This is a genomic window from Algoriphagus sp. PAP.12 (genome assembly GCF_026652115.1).
Taxonomy (GTDB): domain Bacteria; phylum Bacteroidota; class Bacteroidia; order Cytophagales; family Cyclobacteriaceae; genus Algoriphagus.
On record NZ_JAPPSQ010000003.1, the window covers coordinates 16939 to 39247 of the forward strand.

The 22309-nt window shown below is 38.8% G+C and carries 21 protein-coding genes; 7 read left to right on the forward strand and 14 right to left on the reverse strand.

What is annotated here, in order from left to right:
• Position 1 precedes the first annotated feature (1 nt).
• The 7 genes from O0V13_RS05065 to O0V13_RS05095 form a co-directional block, all read right to left on the reverse strand.
• On the reverse strand, positions 2-955 hold the full coding sequence (locus tag O0V13_RS05065; RefSeq protein WP_268034188.1) for an acetylornithine carbamoyltransferase: 954 nt from the start codon (positions 953-955) through the stop codon (positions 2-4).
• Positions 956-972: 17 nt separating this feature from the next.
• Positions 973-2106 (reverse strand): aspartate aminotransferase family protein, encoded by a 1134-nt coding sequence (locus O0V13_RS05070; protein ID WP_268033910.1) that lies wholly within the window; start codon positions 2104-2106, stop codon positions 973-975.
• Positions 2107-2213: 107 nt separating this feature from the next.
• Positions 2214-3182 carry an N-acetyl-gamma-glutamyl-phosphate reductase gene (argC, locus tag O0V13_RS05075; RefSeq protein WP_268033911.1) on the reverse strand — a complete coding sequence of 323 codons (969 nt, stop codon included), beginning with the start codon at positions 3180-3182 and terminating at the stop codon, positions 2214-2216.
• Positions 3175-4368: an argininosuccinate synthase gene (locus O0V13_RS05080; protein ID WP_268033912.1), complete on the reverse strand. Its 1194-nt coding sequence runs from the start codon at positions 4366-4368 to the stop codon at positions 3175-3177. The genes argC and O0V13_RS05080 overlap by 8 nt, the downstream gene beginning before the upstream one ends.
• A gap of 26 nt (positions 4369-4394) precedes the next feature.
• On the reverse strand, positions 4395-5078 hold the full coding sequence (locus O0V13_RS05085; RefSeq protein ID WP_268033913.1) for a GNAT family N-acetyltransferase: 684 nt from the start codon (positions 5076-5078) through the stop codon (positions 4395-4397).
• 389 nt (positions 5079-5467) lie between these two features.
• Complete coding sequence (locus tag O0V13_RS05090) at positions 5468-6721, reverse strand: aminotransferase class V-fold PLP-dependent enzyme (RefSeq protein WP_268033914.1); 1254 nt, start codon at positions 6719-6721, stop codon at positions 5468-5470.
• Between the two features lie 15 nt (positions 6722-6736).
• Complete coding sequence (locus O0V13_RS05095; protein ID WP_268033915.1) at positions 6737-6892, reverse strand: hypothetical protein; 156 nt, start codon at positions 6890-6892, stop codon at positions 6737-6739.
• A 59-nt stretch (positions 6893-6951) separates the two neighbouring features.
• Between O0V13_RS05095 and O0V13_RS05100 the strand changes: the two genes are divergently transcribed.
• The 3 genes from O0V13_RS05100 (at position 6952) to O0V13_RS05110 (ending at position 11678) form a co-directional block, all read left to right on the forward strand.
• Complete coding sequence (locus tag O0V13_RS05100; RefSeq protein WP_268033916.1) at positions 6952-7656, forward strand: DsbA family oxidoreductase; 705 nt, start codon at positions 6952-6954, stop codon at positions 7654-7656.
• A gap of 226 nt (positions 7657-7882) precedes the next feature.
• Positions 7883-10294, forward strand: a complete 2412-nt coding sequence (locus tag O0V13_RS05105) for a TonB-dependent receptor (protein ID WP_268033917.1) — start codon at positions 7883-7885, stop codon at positions 10292-10294.
• Positions 10295-10313: 19 nt separating this feature from the next.
• Positions 10314-11678, forward strand: a complete 1365-nt coding sequence (locus tag O0V13_RS05110) for a hypothetical protein (protein WP_268033918.1) — start codon at positions 10314-10316, stop codon at positions 11676-11678.
• An 84-nt stretch (positions 11679-11762) separates the two neighbouring features.
• Here the strand turns inward: O0V13_RS05110 and O0V13_RS05115 are convergent, their stop codons facing one another.
• The gene (locus tag O0V13_RS05115) at positions 11763-12677 is read right to left on the reverse strand and encodes an SMP-30/gluconolactonase/LRE family protein (protein WP_268033919.1); all 915 of its coding nucleotides are present in this window, start codon (positions 12675-12677) and stop codon (positions 11763-11765) included.
• 4 nt (positions 12678-12681) lie between these two features.
• The gene (locus O0V13_RS05120) at positions 12682-13581 is read right to left on the reverse strand and encodes a hypothetical protein (protein ID WP_268033920.1); all 900 of its coding nucleotides are present in this window, start codon (positions 13579-13581) and stop codon (positions 12682-12684) included.
• A gap of 257 nt (positions 13582-13838) precedes the next feature.
• Between O0V13_RS05120 and O0V13_RS05125 the strand changes: the two genes are divergently transcribed.
• Complete coding sequence (locus tag O0V13_RS05125) at positions 13839-14144, forward strand: DUF2752 domain-containing protein (RefSeq protein WP_268033921.1); 306 nt, start codon at positions 13839-13841, stop codon at positions 14142-14144.
• Entirely contained in the window at positions 14137-14520 is a 384-nt protein-coding gene (locus O0V13_RS05130; protein WP_268033922.1) for a TM2 domain-containing protein, read from the forward strand. The genes O0V13_RS05125 and O0V13_RS05130 overlap by 8 nt, the downstream gene beginning before the upstream one ends.
• Before the next feature lie 59 nt (positions 14521-14579).
• Here O0V13_RS05130 and O0V13_RS05135 read toward each other — a convergent pair whose 3' ends face one another.
• Positions 14580-15281: a hypothetical protein gene (locus tag O0V13_RS05135; protein ID WP_268033923.1), complete on the reverse strand. Its 702-nt coding sequence runs from the start codon at positions 15279-15281 to the stop codon at positions 14580-14582.
• 50 nt (positions 15282-15331) lie between these two features.
• On the opposite strand from O0V13_RS05135, the gene O0V13_RS05140 reads away from it, so the two are divergent.
• Both O0V13_RS05140 and O0V13_RS05145 read left to right on the forward strand, forming a co-directional pair.
• Positions 15332-15853: a HEAT repeat domain-containing protein gene (locus tag O0V13_RS05140; RefSeq protein WP_268033924.1), complete on the forward strand. Its 522-nt coding sequence runs from the start codon at positions 15332-15334 to the stop codon at positions 15851-15853.
• 40 nt (positions 15854-15893) lie between these two features.
• Positions 15894-16514, forward strand: coding sequence for a hypothetical protein (locus O0V13_RS05145; protein ID WP_268033925.1), 621 nt, complete (start codon positions 15894-15896; stop codon positions 16512-16514).
• Here the strand turns inward: O0V13_RS05145 and hrpB are convergent.
• The 4 genes from hrpB to O0V13_RS05165 all read right to left on the reverse strand — a co-directional run bounded on the left by hrpB (position 16511) and on the right by O0V13_RS05165 (position 22264).
• A complete protein-coding gene (hrpB, locus tag O0V13_RS05150) occupies positions 16511-18997 on the reverse strand; it encodes an ATP-dependent helicase HrpB (protein WP_268033926.1) in 2487 nt (828 codons plus the stop codon). The genes O0V13_RS05145 and hrpB overlap by 4 nt on opposite strands.
• 65 nt (positions 18998-19062) lie before the next feature.
• Positions 19063-19572 carry a DUF2911 domain-containing protein gene (locus tag O0V13_RS05155; RefSeq protein WP_268033927.1) on the reverse strand — a complete coding sequence of 170 codons (510 nt, stop codon included), beginning with the start codon at positions 19570-19572 and terminating at the stop codon, positions 19063-19065.
• Between the two features lie 80 nt (positions 19573-19652).
• Entirely contained in the window at positions 19653-20801 is a 1149-nt protein-coding gene (locus tag O0V13_RS05160) for a Gfo/Idh/MocA family protein (RefSeq protein WP_268033928.1), read from the reverse strand.
• Positions 20802-21145: 344 nt separating this feature from the next.
• Entirely contained in the window at positions 21146-22264 is a 1119-nt protein-coding gene (locus O0V13_RS05165) for an MBL fold metallo-hydrolase (protein ID WP_268033929.1), read from the reverse strand.
• Between the last annotated feature and the right edge of the window lie 45 nt (positions 22265-22309).

The window sequence follows — 22309 nt, forward strand, 5'->3', positions numbered from 1 at the left end:
CTTAAAAATTGCTGTCCAACAAGTGATTGATCACAGATTGGGCAGCGTATATTCTATTTTCTGCTTGCTTTTGTACCAATGAACGCGGTCCATCCAACATTTCATCAGATAATTCCACATTTCTTCTTACAGGCAAACAATGCATAATTTTAGCATTTGGAGCATTTTTCAAATGATCCTCTGTCAACATCCAAGAGGTATCCGTGCAATGGATTTTGCCATAATCCTGAAATGAAGACCAGTTTTTCACATAAACAAAATCAGCCTCTTCCAAGGCTTTGGATTGATCATACTCAATTTTAGCACCTTTGGTAAATTTCTCATCCAACTCATAACCTTCAGGATGAGTGATTGTCAGATCATGTTCCATTCCCGCAGTCCATTCTGCAAAGCTATTGGCAACAGCATGAGGAATCGCCTTGATATGAGGAGCCCAAGTCAAAACAACTTTTGGCCTTTTGCTTTCAACACTATGCTCATGTATGGTAACTTGATCTGCCAAACTCTGAAGAGGATGTCTGATTGCAGATTCCAAGCTGACGATAGGAGTACCGGTGTATTTCATAAACTGACTAATCACGTAATCATTGATGTCATTTTCCTTGTCAGTCAATGTAGGAAAAGCCCGGATAGCCAAAATATCAAAATAAGTCCCTAAAACACCTGCAGCATCCTTGATATGCTCGACGGTGCCCTGATTCATAATAGCTCCTTCTTTCATTTCCAAAGCCCAACCTTCTTTGTCCATATTCAAGACGATAGGTTCCATACCAAGATTTTGAGCTGCGATTTGAGTAGAAACTCTAGTTCTCAAAGATGGATTTAAGAAAATACATCCAATCCTTTTTCCTCGACCTTTTGTGAGATCTGCACGGGGATTGGCTTTGAAATAAAGAGCATCCTGAATGAGTTGTTCACCTAATGCCTTGGAGTCGAATTGTGTAAAGTGGGTAATTGAAGAATTCATCAAGTTTATTTGCTGAGGATTTCCTTTAGGGCTACTAAAAACGAATTTAACTGATTCCATTCAATGGACAAGGGTGGAAGCAAACGAATCGTTTCCTTTTTTGAGGCTGAACCAGTGAAAATTTTGTATTTGTTCACTAATTCAGATCTTACAGGTCCTGCTTCGCGATCCAGATCAATCCCAATCATCAAACCAGTTCCTCTAACTTCCTTCACTCCAGGGATTGTTTTAAGCTCTGCAATCACTTTCTCACCAAGCTCCTGAGAATTAGTAATTAAGTCCTCTTGTTCCATCACTTCCAAGACAGCAATACCAGCTGCACATGCCAAATGATTTCCTCCAAAAGTGGTACCCAAAAGTCCATAGCTAGCTTGGAATTCAGGAGAAATCAACAAACCTCCTATTGGAAATCCATTACCCATTCCTTTTGCCATGGAAATCAAATCTGGATTGATTCCTTCTACATTTTGGAAAGCAAAGAACTTACCTGTACGTCCAAATCCAGACTGAACCTCATCCAAAATCAATTTTGCATCATATTGGTTGGCCAAGTCAGCCAAACCTTTTAGAAAGGCTGGAGAGGGAACTTGAATCCCACCAACTCCTTGGATTCCTTCAATGATGATTCCAGCTATGTTTCCCTCTTTCAAAGTTTTTTCCACTGACTCCAAATCTCCAAAAGGAAGGATGTGAAAATCCTCGCGAGCATTACAAGGAGCGACAATTTTGGGATTGTCCGTCAATGCAACGGCACCTGATGTTCTACCATGAAAACCACCTGAAAAAGCGATGAAACCTGGCTTTCCAGTTGCAAACGAGGCCATTTTAATGGCATTCTCATTGGCTTCAGCACCGGAATTACACAGGAATAATTGATAATCAGGAAGGCCTGAAAGCTCACCTAATTTAGTGGCATAGTCTTTTTGGATAGGAATCTGAATGGAATTCGAATAAAATCCCATTTTGTCCAATTGGTCTTTGATCCGCTTCACATAGTGAGGATGGGTGTGACCAATGGAAATAACTGCATGACCTCCATAGAGATCTAAATATTCTTGACCATTCTCATCCCAAAGTTGAGCACCTAGCGCTTTGTCAATAGTGACTGGAATGAGAGGATATACATCAAATAATTTCATTTTGAATTACGATTTAAGAATTGGAAAATAATGAATTCCGAATGATGAATTTTGAATAGCGATTGATCATCACTCAAACTTGATTCTAGCGTCTAGATTCTAATATCTTAGAATGCTATACTTTTCAGATTCAAGCCCATCCTCTGATCCAACCCAAAGGCCAAATTGTAATTCTGTACTGCCTGCCCAGAAGCTCCTTTCAAAAGGTTATCAATTGCAGAATAAACCACTAATTGTCCAGCTTCTTTTTGAACATAGACAATGCATTTATTGGTGTTTACAGCCTGCTTCAAATCAATATCTTTCTTAGAAACATGAGTAAAAGCAGCATCTTTATAAAACTCTTCATACGCTTGAACAGCTTCTTCCTCAGTTCCGTCAAATGGGAAGTAAGCAGTCACCCAAATCCCACGGGAGAAATTTCCACGATAAGGGACAAAAAGCAATTCTGAATCAAACTCCTGGTTCAATTGTCCAAAAGTTTGCTTGATTTCCTTCAGGTGCTGATGGGTGAAAAGCTTATAAACAGAAAGGTTTCCTGTTCGATAGCTGAAATGGGAAGTTTCTGCCAACTTTTTACCAGCTCCTGTACTACCGGTCGTTCCTGAAATATGTACAGCATCTTTAACCCATCCTTTAGCAATAGCCGGAGCCAAAGCCAATTGGATACCGGTCGCAAAACAGCCTGGATTTGCAATCTTTTTTGCAGTCTTGATCTTTTCAGCATTTACCTCTGGAAGACCATAGACGAAACCATTGCTTTCATCACGGAAATCTGTCGATAAATCAATGACCACAGTGGTTTCTGGGAAGGAGTGCTCTTCTAGAAACCCTTTGGTTTGACCGTGTGGCAACCCTAAGAAAACAGCGTCTATTCCTTCTGTTTGTACTTCATCTTTAAATACAAGACCACAGTCCCCAATCAAATCAGGGTGTACTTCTGAAACAGTTTTTCCTTTTTGGCTATTTGAATGCACATAAACCAACTCACAGGCTGGATGATGAACCAATAATCTTAAAAGTTCTCCTCCAGTATAACCTGCAGCGCCTATGATTGCTGTTTTGATCTTAGTCATCGGTACTATTTACTTTATGGAAAATGGCTGTTTGGTTACCCAAAATTCGAGTAAATCCTTTCACATCTTCTCCTGTATAACCTTTGTTCATTTCTCCATAGCTACCAAACTTGGAAGACATCAAATCATGATCTGATTCGATACCGATCAAGGTAAATCTATAAGGCTGAAGCAAAACTTTCACATCTCCGCTAACGAATTGCTGAGTGCTGGCCATAAAAGCTTCCAAGTTTCTCATCACAGGATCCAAATAATGTCCTTCATGTAAGTGGTTACCGTAAAATTCAGCTTGCTGATTCTTCCAGAACAATTGCCATTTGGTCAAAGTGTGCTTCTCTAGCAACTGATGCCCTTTGATGATAATCAATGGTCCAGCCGCTTCGAAACCCACGCGACCTTTGATTCCGATAATAGTATCACCTACGTGAATATCTCTTCCGATTCCATAAGGAGCAGCCATAGCTTGTACCTTTTGGATCGCATCCACAGGGTTTTCAAAAGTCTCACCATTGACACCTTTCAACTCACCTTGAACGAAAGTCAATTTGATCTCTTTTGGATCAGTTTCAGTCACTTGAGTAGGCCAAGCTTCTTCAGGAAGGTATTCTGAGGAAGTCAAAGTCTCTTTTCCTCCTACAGAAGTTCCCCAGATTCCTTTATTGATGGAATAAGCCGCTTTTTCGAAGTTCATGCTTACTCCATGCTTTTTCAAATACTCGATTTCTTCCTGACGGGAAAGTTTCAAGTCACGGATAGGAGTAATGATTTCGATATCTGGAACGATAGTTTGGAAAATCATATCGAAACGAACCTGATCATTTCCAGCACCTGTAGAACCATGTGCTACTGCTTTTGCACCAATGGACTTTGCATACTCTGCCAAAGACTTGGCTTGCAAAATACGTTCGGCAGATACAGAAAGGGGATAGGTCTGGTTTTTCAGTACGTTTCCAAATACCAAATACTTAATCACCTCTTGATAATAGGTATCAACAACTTCCAAAATTTTGAAAGAAGCAATTCCCAAGCTTTTTGCCCTGGATTCAACAGTCTCCAATTCTTCTTTTGAAAATCCACCTGTATTGACCAAAACAGCATGAACTTCATATCCTAAATCTTTGGACAGGTGCAGTGCACAAAAGGTGGTATCCAGGCCACCGCTATAGGCTAAAACAACTTTTTTCATTTTGAAAGGGTTGCAATTGGTTTAAATTAAAGGAATAAATTAAGTGCTGAATCTTTGGTTTTATTCAGCTTCAACATCACGTATTTTTTTAATCTGACCCAACGGTCAAATAGTTTCAGGTCTTTCTTGAAATCTTCTCTCAAAGCCATTTCTGCCATTTGGTTTTTCTTGGCCAAAGGATCATATAGCATGGCTGTACAAAGACAGTTTTGTCTGTTTTTGGCAGTCAAAATCTCAAAATTCACACAGCTTTGGCATCCTTTCCAGAATTCTTGATCATCTGTCAAATCAGAATATGAAACGGGGATATAGCCTAATTCAGAATTGATTTTCATCACTGCCGCACCGGTAGTCAAGCCAAAGATTTTGGATTCAGGATACCTTATTCTACTCAATTTGAAAACTTCTTGTTTGATTTTTCTGGCCAGTCCGTATTTACGGAATTCAGGAGAGACGATCAAACCTGAGTTTGCTACGTACTTACCGTGTCCCCAGGCTTCGATGTAACAAAAGCCAGCCCACACGCCATCGGAAGTCAAAGCGATTACAGCTTTGCCTTCATCCATTTTCGTTTCGATGTAGGCAGGAGATCTTTTAGCAATACCAGTTCCTCTAGCTTTGGCAGAATTAGCCATTTCTTCGGTGATTATCTCCGAATATTTTTTGTGAGAAGGATCTGCTACTATGATTTTAAATGAAATTTCTTCCATGGACTAAGACATGAATTGAAACCCGTAATTTCGGGAATATAATAAATGATTAAAGGGAAAATTTGGCGGGGACAGTTTTCCACGTAGGAAAACAAACAATACTACAGGGTCAAACCCTGAAAAAGAACCTGTGCCTCCTCAATGGAGAAAAAAGCAAAATAGCAGCCAAACGCAATTCGATTGCGATAGGATGAGATGTTTTTGGCGCTATGTTTACTGTGTTAATCATTTCTAATGGGCAGCAAAGGTGATGCCTTTGTAAAGGAATTGCAAGAAAATTTCTCAAAAATTTAAAGATTCTTGGACTTCCTTGAATTTGCGCCAATGAAAACAAGCCAATATTCCCAATAAATCAATGAAACCAAATAATATTTGGCGGAATTTTAATCTTAAGCGTTGCCAGAAAGTTCCTTTAAAGCGATTACGAAGGCATCCATGTCTGCTTCGGATGTATAAACATTGGGAGAGATTCTACAACCTTTAACTCCTGCACCGTCAATTGCAACTGTGAAAATTTGATATTCATCCAAAAGTCTTTTTGCCAAATCTGCAGGTTTCATACTCTCAATTCCTACGTTGGCAATAGCACAAGATCTCTGCGGATCGATTGGAGTGTTGATAACCACATTAGGTAAGCCTCTGACTTGATCGGACCAATATTTCTGAATGTAGCGAAGTCTTTCTTCCTTCCTTTTTGCACCCATTTTATTCTGGAATTCTATCGCATTGATCACTGCCAAATCCGTAGAAACCGCATGGGTTCCCGTATGGTTCAGGTTGAGGATTGTTTCCTGATCCAATTGATAAGGTGCTAAAAGAGGCCTGATTTTAGGGGCTTTTCCATTTTTCACATAAAGCAGACCAGCACCAAGTGGCACGCTCAACCATTTATGAAGAGAGCTTCCATAATAATCGCAATGCAAGTCATTCATATTAAAAGCAAAATGCCCCACCGCATGGGCTCCATCCACCATGACTTCCACACCATGACTATGAGCCATATCGCAGATCTTTTGAATCGGTAAAATGTGTCCGGTAATATTGACAATATGAGGCACCATCATCAGCTTGGTATTGGGAGTTATGGCTTCTTCATAAGCCGCCACCACTTCTTCATCATTTTCAGGATGCATGGGGATGTCGATTTTTACAGGTTTCATCCCATGTCTCCGGCTGGCCAACTCAAACATATTGAGCATACTCCCATAATCCTGATTAGACATGATCGCTTCATCACCTTCTTGCCAAGGATACCCAGCGATGATCAGATCTAAGGATTCTGTTGTATTTCTCGTAATGATTATCTCCTCAGGGGAGGCACCAACCAATTCGGCTAGCATGGCAGCACTCTTAGCTTTGTTTTCCCACTGAACAGTTCTCATATAATGAGATCCCTGGTAATTCACCTCTCTTAAGTGTTCAATGTATTTTTCAAGAGTTTCTTGTGGAAGGAAGCAATAGTATCCATTTTCTAAATTGATATAATCAGGCTTCAGCTTATATCCAGCACGGATTTGGTCCCAAAGATCATCCGCCTCAAAATCGATAGAATGAATCCCAAAGTCTTTTGCTTGAGATTTCAGACTAAATGAACTTGAAATACCTAAAAAGGCCAGGGATTTAAGAAATGAGCGCTTATTCATAATGCGTGTTGGTGGTTAGAGAATATAAGTCAAAAGCCAAACGATCAATAAAAAAATCGCCAACCAGGTGATCCATGGAGCTCTTTTTGGAAACTCATAGTTACAAATAGGGCAAACAGCTGCATTGGAATCAATTTCCATCGCACAGGAAGGGCATTCTTTGGTTTTCACGATACTTTACTGAACTCTTTTGAAGGCTTTTCGATTTACCTGTAAATAAATCAAAATCTATGAAAATCGAAATTTGGTCGGACATCGTTTGTCCATTTTGTTATATCGGAAAGAGGAAGTTGGAAAAGGCATTGGCTAAATTCCCCAATAAAGAAGAGATTGAAATTCAATGGAAAAGTTTTCAGTTAAATCCTGAAGAAAAAACCAATCCATCTATTTCTACCATTGAAAACCTTGCAAAAGGAAAAGGCTGGTCTTTGGAGCAAGCAAAAGATGCCAGCAACTATGTAACAGAAGCAGCTTCCAAAGAAGGCTTGACTTTTGACTTTGATAAAGCAGTGGTTGCAAACACGCTAAATGGACATCGAATGATCCACTTTGCGCAGGCAAATGGAAAAGGATCTGAAATGAAAGAAAGATTATTGAAAGCTTATTTCACGGATGGGTTAAATGTCGATGATATAGCTACTTTAAAATCCATTGCAGTGGACTTAGGATTGGATGCTGAAGAAGCGCAGGCTGTTTTGGATTCAAATAAATATCTGGATGAAGTAAATCAGGATATCTATGAATCAAGACTTGTAGGAGTGAGAGGTGTTCCATTCTTTGTATTGGATAGAAAATATGGAATTTCAGGAGCTCAACCTGACGAAGTATTTGATGATACGTTGAAAAAAGCTTGGTCTGAGTTTTCTAAAAACAAAAGTGAAATTTTGCTTCAAGGATCAGATGGTGAAGCTTGTGATATAGACGGAAACTGTTAAAAAAGGCCAGATAAATCAGTTTTTATCAGAATTAAAGGGAGGAAAATGTAAAATTTTTTCTCCCTTCTTTTTTGTCCATCAAGTAGTTAAAAATCAACTTTTTAATCAATCTAAATAAGCTTAAGTTTTTCTAGGACTTAGATCCTTATTTAAATAAATTCTAATTACTATTTAGACTAATTACAAATAGATCGTATTTTTACCCCAGAATTAGAGTCAATCATCTATGAAAAGGGGGATCCTTCACATCATTTTTAGCCTATGTTTCTTTGGAAGCTTGCAGGCTTATTCTCAAACCGGAGTTCTAACTGGAACCCTAAAATTTGAGGATAAAAAGCCGGTTGCATTTGCATCGATTTATATAGAATCCATCAAGAAACATAGTCTTTCAGATGAGGACGGAAACTATTCAATGGTAGGTCTTCCTTCGGGTAGATATAAAGCAACGATTTCATCTATTGAAATTCAAAAGCATGAATTCGAAATTGAAATAGGTGATGGAATTAAGTCCTACAATCCCATTCTCAAAAGATCAGAAGACACCAATTTGGATGAGGTCCGAGTATATGGTGAATCTTACAAAACAGAAATTGAGAAGTCAGGGTTTGCGGTAAACATTGTTGACACGAAAGAAGCCAGCCTTCGAAACATTCAAACAAATGAATTACTGAATACAACAGTAGGGGTTAAAATCCGTCAAAATGGCGGACTAGGATCAGAAGTTAATTATAGCCTAAATGGATTGTCAGGAAGTGCTGTCCGAATCTTTATTGATGGAATCCCTATTTCAGCTTACGGAAATTCCTTTAACTTAAATAGCATTCCACCTTCCATGATTAAGGAAATTGAAGTCTATAAAGGAGTCGTTCCGGGTCACTTGTCTGATGATGCATTGGGAGGAGCAATAAACATTGTACTCCAGAATTCCATCCAATCAAATTTCAATGCCTCAGTTTCTTATGGTTCATTTAACACCTTACAAGCTAGTGTAAATGGCCAGTACCGTTTTAAAGATTCTGGTTTTACCGTCAAAGGCTCAATTTTCCATAATTATTCTGACAACGATTATAAAGTTTCTGGAAGAAGTGTAATCGTAACTGGATTAGGAGGAGTACAAACCCCAGTTACTGCTAGACGATTTAATGATGCCTATAGATCCTCTGGTGGCATGCTTCAAATAGGATATACCGATGTCAAATGGGCGGATCAATTTTTAATAGGTTTCACAAGTTCGAGCGACTTTAAAGAGATCCAGCATGGGGCTTTTATGACCATTATGCCTTATAAGGATAGGTTTATGGAATCGGATGCCTTTCTAGGAAATCTTGCCTATCAAAAGAAAAATCTATTCACGAAAGGACTTGATTTAACCGTAAATGGGCTATATGGAAATCGAAACCGGTTTGTGAGTGATACAGTAGCTTGGGCCTACAGCTGGAATGGAGAAAAGGCCATTGATTTTAGAGGAAATGAATATCAGTATTCATGGAGATCCCAACAGGAGGGAGGCCCAACATTGGCTAGAATAAATCGTGATGTTGCCTCTATTAGAACCGGGGTATCCTATGCGATAAACGATCATCACAAAGTATTAATAAATCATGTGTATAGTGGTATAGACAGGGTAGATAGTGATGAACTAAGATCTGTCTTGGAAAACACATTCCGGGGAACTAGGGATTTACAAAAGAATATTACTTCATTCACTTACGAGGTAAATGCATTAGAAAATAAGCTGAAGGCCAATGTATTTGGAAAATATTACCAACAAAGGACTGTAAATATTGACCCTGAAATAAATGATGAAACCAATGAAATTGTTGATGATATCACCAGTTCTAATACCAAAGATGAAGGCTATGGTTTTACAGTTTCATACGCTCTAATTCCTAACATAACGCTGCTTACTTCAGCCGAAAAAGCCATCAGATTGCCAAATGAAAGTGAAGTATTTGGAAACGACGGAGATAATGTAGTCGCCAACCCAAGCATCAGGCCTGAACTTAGCAACAATTTTAATCTAGGATTTCGACTCGGAAAATTCAGCCTTTCTGGGCATGATTTTACAGTTTCTAGTAATCTTTTCACTAGAAATATCAAAGATAGAATCGGATTGCCGATTGAAACATCTTTAAACGTCAACGATGAAACCATTCTTTATGAAAACCAAGGGAATGGGACTTCCAAAGGCTTTGATGCACAATTGGATTATACCTACAACAACAATTTTGGAATCAATTTCAATATTTCCCGTTTTGATTTGAAAATTGTAAACAGGGGTGTAGAAATAGACGTCCCTAATACCCCATTTTTTACTATGAATGGAAATATTCGCTATTCATTCAAAGATTTGATCCAAAAAGAATCTCGATTAAATCTTTTTTACACCCTGTACTTTACTGATGAATTTTCCTATCTGGTCCCTCAGGGATCCAATACTGTAGGAGATGAATTCTTCAAAGTTCCCCAACAAATAGCACAGGATTTAGGGTTGAGCTATGTCTTTCCTAGTAACAAGTTGGTGGCAAGCTTTGACATCAAAAACATAGTTGACAAACCGGTTTATGATAACCTATCTGTCCAAAAACCGGGACGCGCATTTTACCTCAAATTAAACTATAGAATCAACAAATTTTAACTGTTCACAAACAAATATCATGAAAGGAAACTTTATGAATTTTAAAAAATTAACTGCCATTATTTTAGCTGGTGGTTTAGTATCTGCATGTACTGAAGATATTACACCTAACCCAACACCAGATCCAGATCCAGTGGTTGAATCCAGATGGATTACAGTAGCTGCAGCAAAAATGGGTGATAATCCAGGTGATGGAAATGGAGGAACATTAATTTATTCTCTGACAAGTGATGAAGCTAAAGACCCTACAGTTTCTATTGCACCATTTGATAATGGTTTTATTGTTCCTTCCAATAGAACAGCTCGTCTTCAGTCTTCAGAAGATGGTACTACAATTTTTAACATTAGCTACGCCGGAGATACAGGTGGAAATTACACGAAATACACTGTTGGCGGTGGACAAAGTTTTTCTCAGACAGGTACTTCCGTAAGTATTGCGCCATATGTCGGTTCTGCTCCAAGATGGATTAAATTATTCGATGGTGACAATACAGGAGCTGCTGTATATGTATCCACTGAACATCAATTTGATGACAATGGCACACCAGAAGATGCTACTGATGACACTTACCTTCGAACAGAAGCTACTATGGGTATAGTAACTCTTGATTTAGTAAATTCTGTGATCGTAGATTTCCAGGAAAGTGTTGTTCCATTGAGTGAAGAGGAAGAAGCAAATGGCTATTATATTTCTAGAATTGATATGCCAACATTGAATGCTGCTGGTGATAAACTATACATTGGCGCACGTGTAAGCAAAGTTGACCCAGCCACTGCAGAAACTGACAGAGAGGGAGAGATTTTAGGTTCCAAAACCATTGTATTAGATTATCCTTCATTATTAAACCCAACTGTAATTACATCCACAGTAGGACACGGGAATACAAATGGGTATCGAAGCATTAATTCATTTGAATACAACGGAAGCGTTTATCAGGCAAATCAAGGAGATCCAAATGGTTCGCACATCCTTAAAATCGGTGCTGATAACCAATATGATGATTCATATGTGTTTAGCCTAGACAATGCATTAGGAACTGATGAGGCATACATATTGGCTTGGAGACCAGCCGCAAATGGCAAAGCAGTGGTAGCCTACAGAGATGCTACTTCAGAAACAGGTGCTGCAGGAGCTCAAGGTTTCTTTGCTTTGGTAGATTTGGAAACAAGAACTGCTCAAAAAATTGAAGACATCCCTTATGAAGCAGACTTTTACTTATTCCAATACCAAGGCTTTGTAGTTCATGGAACAGAAATTTTCCTCACTGAAGCTCCTGTAGGTAAAAATGGAAACATTTACGTAGTAGATACTGAAACTGGTGATGTAACTAAAGGTGCAGAATTAGTTAATGTGGCTGGAAGTCACTTTATCGGAGTATTCTAATTAGAAATATTTATAAAACAAAAATCCCGGAAATAAGCATTTCAGCTTTATTTCCGGGATTTTTTTTGTTTTTAGAATTTCAATCTACCAAACGCCTTGCGCTTTCATATCCAAGGTGTACACAGCATCCATAGCCGTGATGAATAGTTTTTTCCGAGTTAAAGATCCAAAGACTACATTGGCAGTCCAATTTCCTGGAACAGGAATATGTGCTATTTGATTTCCTTTTTTATCAAAAACCGTAACACCATCACCAGTCAAATAGACATTTCCTCTCGAATCGATAGTCATACCATCTGAGCCCATTTCTACAAACAAGGTTTTATTGGTCAAATATCCATCTTCTCGGATATCATAGCGATAGGTTTTTTTGGCTCCGATATCAGCGATATAAAGATGTTTTCCGTCTGGAGTACCCACCACTCCATTTGGCTTTACTAAATCATCCGCAACGCGGAATAGCTCAGTTCTGTCTTCAGAAAGGAAGTAAACATGTTGACCATCTTGTTCCATTTCTTCGCTTCTGATTCCATCCCAATAAGGTCTAGGATAGAGAGGATCTGTGAAATACAATCCACCTTTCGGACGAACCCAAAGGTCATTTGGGCCATTTAGTTTTTTTCCACGGAAACCTGATATCAAAACTTTTTCATTACCATCTGTATCCATGGACCAAAGCTCATTATTTTCGTCAGCACAGGTCAGCAATGTCCCATCCAACATGAAATACATTCCATTGGAACGACCCGCATTATCTTTGAAAAGAGAAACTTCATTGGTATTCGCCTTCCATTTATAAATTTTATTATTTGGCTGATCGGTAAAAAAGACATCCCCAAATCTATTAACAGCTGGACCTTCTGTGAAGGAAAATCCATCCTGAACTTTGACCAATTCAGCATCTTTGGCTACAAGGCCTTTTTTATCTTCAATCTGGGCGTAAAGTGCGGAGTTGGCCAAAAGTATTGCCAGTCCAAGTGTTCCTAATTTTTTTCTCATTGGTTTATTGTTGATTTCTTTCCATAGCTACTACGATTACATCCAAATCAGGACTGTAGGCCAGGCGGGTGATTCCATGATGTGTTTCTGACTCAAGGGTGCCTATGAGCTCCCAGTTTTTCTCATTCCATTTCCGAATATAAAGGGAATTTTCCCTTCCCATCATAAGAGTGTTTTTGTCAAGCCAAATAAAATCCTGAGAGCCAGCCAAACTTAAACCTAAATCCGTTTTGACCATGGTTTCTAAATCATAGCCATACATTTCAAAGGCTTTTCCATCAGGTAGCTCGGCAGAATTCTCTGTTGACAAATAAGTTATCTGATTAGTTTTTGGTCTTCTGACAATAGATCTACCAATTGCTTCATCCATTTCCACCAAGTCATTTCGACCTCTTGCATAGATCAATTGATGTGGCTCTCCCAAGACAAACATGGCGGCTTTGTTATCATACCAATCATAATATCCAACCGGCTCGATGTCATCATAAAGGAGTTCCGGTTCTCCAAAATTGGTAGGGTAGAGCCATAGTCTTTGCTTTTGATCTGGCTCCATCACCACTGCCGCTATATATTGACCGCATTCTGTGATTCTTGGAGAATATTCACTTCTATCACCTGTTTTGGTCAAGTTGGTAAATTTCCCACTTTCAAAATTATAGACAATGATATCATGGTTTCCTTTATCATCTGCTGCCGAAAAGACCATTTGATAATCATTGATAAAAGAGGGTTGATTATCATATTCGACTCGATCAGTGATGGCTTTTTCCGACCCGGATACCAATTGTAAGCTTTTTCCTTTTCCCTTGGTTTTGATTTCCCAGAGATCTGTAGAAGTTTGTGCCTGGGCCACGAAAGCTCCCAAAACGAGTGAAAGGGTACAAGCAAGAATTTTATTATTCATGTTTCGATTTCATTCTGAGCCGACCAAATTACAAAATCAAAGGAAGAAAGAACCATTTTCTTATATTGATTATTCAAACAGAAAAATGCCTAGGTAAAAGGCACGTCAATTCTTATTTTACACAAAATATTGTTCTGAACCGTTCATAACCGAACACTTTTTTGTACGGATATTATGCAATCAAAAATTGGAAAGTGCTTAAAAACCGAAATGAGGGCACATTTAGGCACTGGCATCCTTTTCGTACTTCTGCTAGCATGAAAGCAATCACCAATCGGCTAAGTCAATTTCCTCTGGAGTTGATATTTTGGATAGGAAGTATTGTAGCGATTTTGACAATTGATCCATCAGTTTCAAATCACTTCACACTTTGTCCATTAGAAAACTTGGGGTTTGACTGGTGTCCGGGATGTGGATTGGGAAGATCTATGAACTTACTCGCAAGAGGGGAGTTCCAAGCCTCCTGGTCAATGCATCCTCTAGCGATGCTCGCCTATGTAGTGATCTTCTCTAGAATTTGGAATTTGATTAAAAACCTAAAAACAACACACAATTATGGCTAATGTATTAAGACACCTTCCTGAATTGGAGGGAATGGAACTGGGCTACATCCAGGGATTGATGAAAAACATGGATGACGATCAAGCTTCACTATTTGCTCAAGTTTATCGTGCCCGCAGAAAGGATTCACAAATGATCTTGATTTTGACCTTGCTTGGTTTCTTTGGATTCGCAGGTCTTCACAGATTCATATTAGGCCAAATCGGACTAGGTATCCTTTACATTTTGACTGTAGGTCTATGTTTCATCGGTACCATCGTGGATTTGGTCAACTACAAAAGCTTGGCCTATGAATACAATGTGAAAATGGCCCATGAGACTTTGGCAATGCTTTCTAGCACCATGCCTGGAATGGGAGAAGATACTTCTAACTCATAAATATTACCTGATTACCACTTAACACCAACCTGAGCCCCGAAATTTCGGGGCTTATTTTTTTACCAATCATCTTCATCAGGTTCACTTTCTTTTGAACCTGAAAGCACTATTTCAATCTTTTTATCAGGGTTTGGTAACCAATGAAACTGATTTATAAGCTTTCCTGCTAATTCCAATTCTTCATAAGAACCTTGATGAAAATGAAATGGCAATGACCTTAAAAGTTCCGAACCTGATTCAAAAGGGGGAGTAGTTTCACTTCCAAAAAAATAGGGCCAGAGAGTTTTTGCGCAAGAAATCCCCCAAACTGAAATAGGAAATTCCTTTTCATATCTATTCAATCTTTCACTGATATCCTCAAAAAACCGCTCAGTTTCTTCTAATCGAATCCTAGAACCAGCTCTTGATTTCCCTTTGGTTTTAAGATGCTTGATTTGGGATTTTCCCTGTTTTTGACGGACCATATAAGCTCTGAAAACTTTATGATCCAAAAGCTCTTTTTCATGAAAATAGCCAACAACAGCTTGACCGGCCTTAATGGCCACCAAAACACAATGGAAGTTGTCTATTGTATTCAGCTTTTCATTTTGCCAATTCATATTCCAGGGTAGAAAAACTCTAGCTACCCAGTCCTCCTGATCAGAAAGTACTAATTGGTGTTTATCAGAGGAATAGGAAATTTCCCAACCTCTTGATTTTGCAAGTTCTAAAACTTGCCCAAACTGTTCAGGAAGGATTATTTCAGAATTGGGGATTTTCATAGGTACTCCGCTGGCATTTCGAGTATATTTGTGCAAATAAAACAAAAAAGATGGACCAGGACCTTGAATTTCTTTTCTCCAAAATTACAGACCCCAATGAATCTGAAGCTTATGTTTTTGCCGATAAATTAGGTTTGAAAGCTAATGATGAAGCAAAAGACAAACTATTGGAATTAGTAAAAGGTGAAAATTGGGAAGTCGCTTATCTAGCTTGTCGAGCACTTTCCAAAACCATTTGGCAAGATGAAGCTTTGGACGCCATCTTTGATGTTATTTTTGATAGGAAAAATAAAAACCTCCAAGGGGCTTTCGTTCAGATCTTGGAGGAGTATGATCTAAGCCTTCGGTTTGTTGATATTTTTAGAGTTTATCTATTTGGAAATTTCAAAGCTTCCACTTTGGCAAAAGACTATCTGGACCAGGTGGAATTTGAAATTACCCCAAGAACGATCCGAAAAGCTGAAAAGCATTGGAATCATTATATACACAACCCAGAAGATGAGGGTAGCATGGCCATCAAAAAAGCAGAGATTGAGCCTATGTTACTGGAAATGAAAGAATTATTTTCATAATCTGTCACAACATTTCTAACTTTCTGTAGTTTTTTAATAGATGAGAAAGTTGGAAGTTGTAGAGCGTCACCATGCATTTTTTTTGGATTCCGGATTTATTTATGATCCGGCTTTCTCTTTGTATACCAAGCAATTTCCCCACGGAAAACAGGCAGTTTTTCTCCATTTCACAGACTCAGAAGATGGCAACCTTTTAGAGTACTCATTGGGAGTACGCATTGATCAGGTAGAAAATATTATCCATAAATTTTTACCCTCACTTTCTGATTATTCGGAACGAAGTCTGACTTTGGTGCAAACGCCCAATAAGATTGGAAAAGAATTACCTAGGGTTTTTCATGTTTCCACAAATTGGGAGCTTTCCCAAGTTATGATGAAAGCAGAGAAATTCTTTGTATCAGATGGTTTCCCTTGGTTAGATCAAATGATAGATCCGGTTTTGTTAGAACGGGCCTTCTTTCATAAAAGAGACTATTCTTTCAAAACCCAAAACTTCATCTACAATGCATTCAGAGCAACGGCATTAGCCAAATTATTCAACCCGAAAGACTATCACATTATTCGCGATGGATTTCTTAGTCAAATTAATCGTCAACAAATGACACCTTTTACAATTGCCTCTTACTTACAATTTTTGAGCTTTTTGGATCAATTGCATTAGCTCTTTCTCTTTACTCCACGAATAGCTTCGGCAGAATTGGGATCTTCTGGCCATTCATGCTTAGGGTACCTTCTTTTCAATTCCTTTTTGACCTCAAAATATCCGTTTTCCCAAAAGCTTTTCAGATCTTGAGTTAACTGTACAGGTTTAAATCCAGGAGAAAGCAATTCAATCAATAGGGGAGTCTTACCCTGATTTACACGGGGAGTTTCGGTCATTCCAAATAATTCCTGAAGGCGTACAGATAGCAAAGGTATATCTCCATCTTTTCGATATTGGATCTGGATCATACTTCCAGAAGGAACTTCCAATTTAGCTGGTGTAAGTTTGTTTAACTCTTGCTGCAATTCATAATCCAGACTATGGGTTAAAATCTCTTTCAGATTGATTTTCAATAAGTCTTCATTCTTTTGAATATTGGTCAAATATGGAGAGATCCATTCACTTGCTGATTCACAAAGACCTGAAATAGACCAGTTTGGCAACCTATCATCTTGATTCCATATTCTTAATGAATTCACCCGATGGATCAGTTGCATGACCTGATCATCAAAGCTCAACAAGAATTCACCTTCTTCTTTAATTGCTTCTAAAATAGCTTGTTGAGCTTTTTCTGAGCTATAATTTTTAAGTGGCCTAGATCCCAAAATGATGGCTCCGATCCTAACTTCAGTCAAAGCAATCAGTCCTCCTTTTTTTCGATCCCATTCAAACACTTCTTTGGTTTTCACCAAGGGCATCAAATCTTTAGGATTCAAAGGTGCTGCTGACCAAATTTTACCCATTCCATCTCGAGCATCTACCTCAGCAACTGCCAACCAGGATTCATGAGCCAAATCATCTCTATGACCTATTTGAGCTATTTTCCCATTCGCCAATTGGAATTGGGCATTGTTGCCAGGTCTGGCGGAAGCAATTCTTTCTGGATAGGCATAGGCTAAAAGAATCCCTGTTTGCCAAGGATCAACCGGACTATTTTCAGCTTCAATTTTGAATAGCCTTCGATATTGCTGAGCGACTTTTTCAATCTTTTTGATTCGAGGAATACTATGCCCGCGAGATCTAAATCTTCTTAATGCTTCAATCCTCAAATTCAGATCAACTCCAGCATCTGGGCCTAATGGATCTCTTTCTTCGATAATAGCTGCTATGTCTGTTCCTAGTCCCAAAATGTTATGCTCCTCAGCATAAAGCAGCATATGGGCAATTCGTGGATGGCATGGCAAGGAATGAATTTCTTTTCCATGCTCAGTTAAACCATCCTCATTAATTGCATCTAATGATTCCAAAGTCTTTTCAGCTAAGGCTAGATTCCCTTTCGGAGGGGGAGTCAACCAGGTCATTTCTCGGATATCAGATTTTCCCCAAGCCATCATATCTAATACCAGCCCAGTTAAATCTGCCTCCATCAATTCAGGAGTTCTGAATTCCTGTAATTGATTTTGTACACCTTTGTTCCAAAGACGATAGGCGTGGCCAGCGGTCAATCTTCCAGCTCTACCACTTCTTTGGTCTGCTGAATCTTGACTTATTCTATGTAATTCCAATTTTGAGAGTCCAGAACGTGGATCAAATCGGTTTGATTTAGCAAAGCCAGAGTCAACAACCACTTTCACTCCTTCGATAGTCAAAGACGTTTCTGCGATATCCGTTGACAATACAACTTTCCTTTTCCCAGTAGGGTTAGGTTGAATAGCTCTGTTTTGCTCACCTGGAGAAAGTTGTCCATACAAGGGAAGAATTTGATCTTCAGGAAGTGACTTTCGAAGGATAGATTCAGCCTTTTTGATATCTCCCTGACCCGGTAAAAAGACCAAGAAATCACCCTCATGACTTTTCGCCAAAGATGAAATTACACGAGCCGTATCTTCCCCAATATGATATTCATCAACAGGGTTGAGGTAGTTGACTTCAACAGGATATTGTCGTCCCTTACTTTCAATAACAGGAGCTTCAAGTAGTTGAGACAATTCTTCGCTATTGATAGTCGCAGACATCAACAAAATCCTCAAGTCTGGACGGAGTACTTGCTGGACTTCACGGCATAATGCCAGAGCCACTTCTGAGTGGAGATTTCGTTCATGAAACTCATCAAATATCACCAAACCAACATCTGACAATTCGTTATCGGAATGCATCATTCTGGTCAAAATCCCTTCGGTAATTACCTCAAGTCGGGTTTCTGTTGAGATTCGAGACTCAAATCGTATTCTGTAACCTATTGTTTTCCCTACTTCCTCCCCAAGCATGGAAGCCATGCGGGTTGCAATACTTTTAGTCGCTAATCTTCTTGGTTCGAGCATCAGAACCTTTTTTCCCTGAAGCCATTTTTCCTTCAACAGAGCCAAAGGTAGGAGTGTACTCTTACCTGCTCCCGGAGGTGCTTGGACTATTAAGGAATTAGAATCTGAAAGAGCCTTCTTTACCGAAGGAATAATCTCCGAAACAGGAAGATCAAAGGAATTGAAATCAAATCTTGACATGGGCTACAAAAATAAAAAGGCCATCAGGAATAATCCCGATGGCCTTTAATTGTTTTCAAAATTATTTACTTGGCAGCCAATTTTGCAGATGCCTCGCCATATTCCCACTTCACAGTAAGTTTTCCATCCTTGATTTCATATTTCAATCTTTCTTCCATCGTAGAAGATTGCCCAGAAGGAACACTAACGCGTAATTGATCCTCAGCAGCATCATAATTGAAGGCTCCCCATTGCTTAGCAACTTTATTAAAGATGAATGTAGATTGATATTCATCAGGGATAATAAAGAAACTGTAGGTGCCTGCCGGAAGCTCTTTTCCCTCTACCATCAAATCTTTAGTGGTGGTAAATGTAGTTGCTTCATTGGCACCAGCTCTCCAAACCTGACCTAACGGAACCAAATCACCCCAAATAACTCTACCTTTTACAGCAGGTGAAGAGTAATTAACAGTGATTTTGGCATCGCCAACGGCACCTTCGGCTGTTTTTGCAGGGCTAGGTTTTTCCTGAGCGAATACTGCAGCAGCAAATCCGGCAAAAAGAAGTAATGAAAATAGACTTTTCTTAAAGTTCATGGGTTTTGATTTTATTTTGATTTAAAGGTTATTTCTATTCAACAATAAATCTAATAACTGAAAAATAGAATTAAATGTTGTTAAATCTTCACCCAAGCCTCTTTTTCGTTGCTTTCAACGATAGCTTCACCGATGATCAATTCTCTCAATCCATCAGCAAAAGTTGGGAAAGAAGCTTTCTCAGGCATTTTTCCTTCTCTCACAGCTGCATAAACTTCTTTGAATAGCTGCTTGGAAGTATCAGGAAATCCTTCTTGGTGACCTCCTGGGAAACTAACCAAGGATCTGGCTCCTTCGTCTACCAAAGCTGGATCTTTCATCAAAACTTGGTTTAATCCATCTCGCTTACCAATCCAAAGTTCATTAGGTTTCTCTGCGTTGAATTCAAAGTTTGCCTTTGAGCCGGAGATTTCAATATTCAATCGGTTTTTACGACCAGCATTTACCTGGCTAACCGTAATGGAACCTGTATTACCATTATCAAAACGAAGTAAAACAGTCGCATAATCCTCAGAAGTTACAGGATATTCTTTGTAATCGGATGGATCCAAAGCTTTCCCGGAGAACGTTTCAATTGCCTTCAAAGGCTTCAATCTTTTTTTGTGAACGGTAGAGAAATCAGCCATAACAGCCGTAATCTTCAATCCAGTCACATATTCAGTCATATCCAAAAGGTGAGAACCAATATCAGCTACAGCTCTCGATCCACCTGATTGATCCGGCTCCAATCTCCAGTTGTAATCGGTATTGAAGAAAAGCCAATCCTGTAGGTAAGATCCCATCACAGAATAAACTTCTCCCAATTCGCCTTTTTCTCTCATCACTTTCATCTGTCTTACCATTGGGTAATAGCGCAAATTAAAGTGAACGGCATTGATTAGTCCTTTTTCAGCAGCAAGTGACACCAATTCCTCTGCTTCAGCAATGGTATTTGCCAAAGGCTTCTCACAAATCACATGCTTTCCAGCAAGTAAACAAGCTTTGGTTTGTGGGAAATGAAGGAAATTTGGCGTACAAATATGAACCACTTCGATGCTGTCATCTTTCAGCATATTTTCAAAAGTGTAAGCAGAAGGAATTCCCAATTCATCCGCTTTAGCATCAGCAACCTGCTGATTAACTTCCACAAGAGCAGTGACTTCGATATTTGGAATTCTTCTCAATGCTTCCAAATGAGCTGGCCCGATAAATCCAGTACCAACAATCGCCACTTTGATCTTTTTCGACATAGGTTATTAGGTTTTATAAATTTTAGATTCACTCGGATTTTGTAATAGCATTCCTAGTGAGTATTGCTAGTGCAAAAAAATCAGGTTGTTTGGAAATTTTGTCATAGCACTGCTATGGTAAAATTGAAAACAGCTGAACTAGGCTGATTTTAAAGCAATTGCAATTCGGAATTGAATTCCTATTACATATTTCGAGTTTAAAGTTTCAAATTAGGAAAAATGCTTCTAAATCACTCAAGTGAATTTTATCATTTTATAAATTTTAAAGAGTTTTTGTAGAGTTGTTTAGCTTTTAGAGCAAAAATTTGTGACTTATTCCTTGAAAATCAGATGAAAAGCTAAAATCATGGCTTAATCCACCACTTTTCTTGAATTTCAGGATTTGCACTCAACTCTATCTTGGAGCCGATTTTTGGGGCTATGATTGGTAGGTTAAGTTCTTGAGCTTTTACCAAAACTCTTTCCACTGGATCGGTCCAAGAATGCATTGCTAATCGAAAAGCTGCCCAGTGAATCGGCATGATAACTTTTGCCTGGATATCTACACCGGCCTGAGCTGTTTCTTCGGGCATCATGTGGATTTCCTTCCAATTTTCATTGTATTGGCCACATTCTACCATAGCAAAATCAAAAGGTCCATATTTTTCACCAATCTCTTTGAAATGTGGGCCATATCCTCCGTCTCCACTAAAATAGATGGTGTCATTTTTGCCTCGAATGACCCATGAACCCCAAAGCGTACTAAAACGGTTGGTCAAGCCTCTTCCTGAAAAATGTCTACTAGGAGTAAAGGCCAAAAATATTTCATTCTCATTTCCTTCCTGCCACCAATCCATTTCATGAATTTTATCTGCCGGAACTCCCCAAGATTCCAAGTGAGAACCAACTCCCAACGGCACATAGAAGGCCTTTGTTTTATCTTTCAACCGCTGAACTGATTCATAGTCCAAGTGGTCATAATGATCGTGAGAAAATAAAATAATGTCGATTTCAGGTAATTCTTCAATCTCGATTGGCAGTTCTTCAAAAAATCGTTTATCCCCTAGCCAAGGATGAGGAGCAGGAACTTCACCCAACATGGGGTCTAAAAGGATATTTTTCCCATCCAATTGAAGTAGAAAAGCTGAATGTCCAAACCAAACCAATCTAGTAGGGAAGACTTTTCCAACCAATTCAGTTGAATCCACCGAAACTATGGGTAATTCAAAATCTGGTCTTCTAGAAGGATCATCTTTGAAAAATTCCGGCATCATTCTCATTGCTTTAGCAAAACCCATATCCATATCTGTAGGGATAAGATTTTGAAATTTTCCATCCGAATAATGGTCCAGTTTCTCAAACTCAGCTTGCTTATCTTCACTTGGGTTTTCTCCGAATTGTGGACTCAAATTCACAAAAAGAACTCCAGCAACCAGTATTATTAAAATTAGGCCTAAAAGGCCCAGAAATAGTTTTTTAATCACTTTTATAAATTTTTACTCCACAAAAGCAGAGCGATAAAATACGAT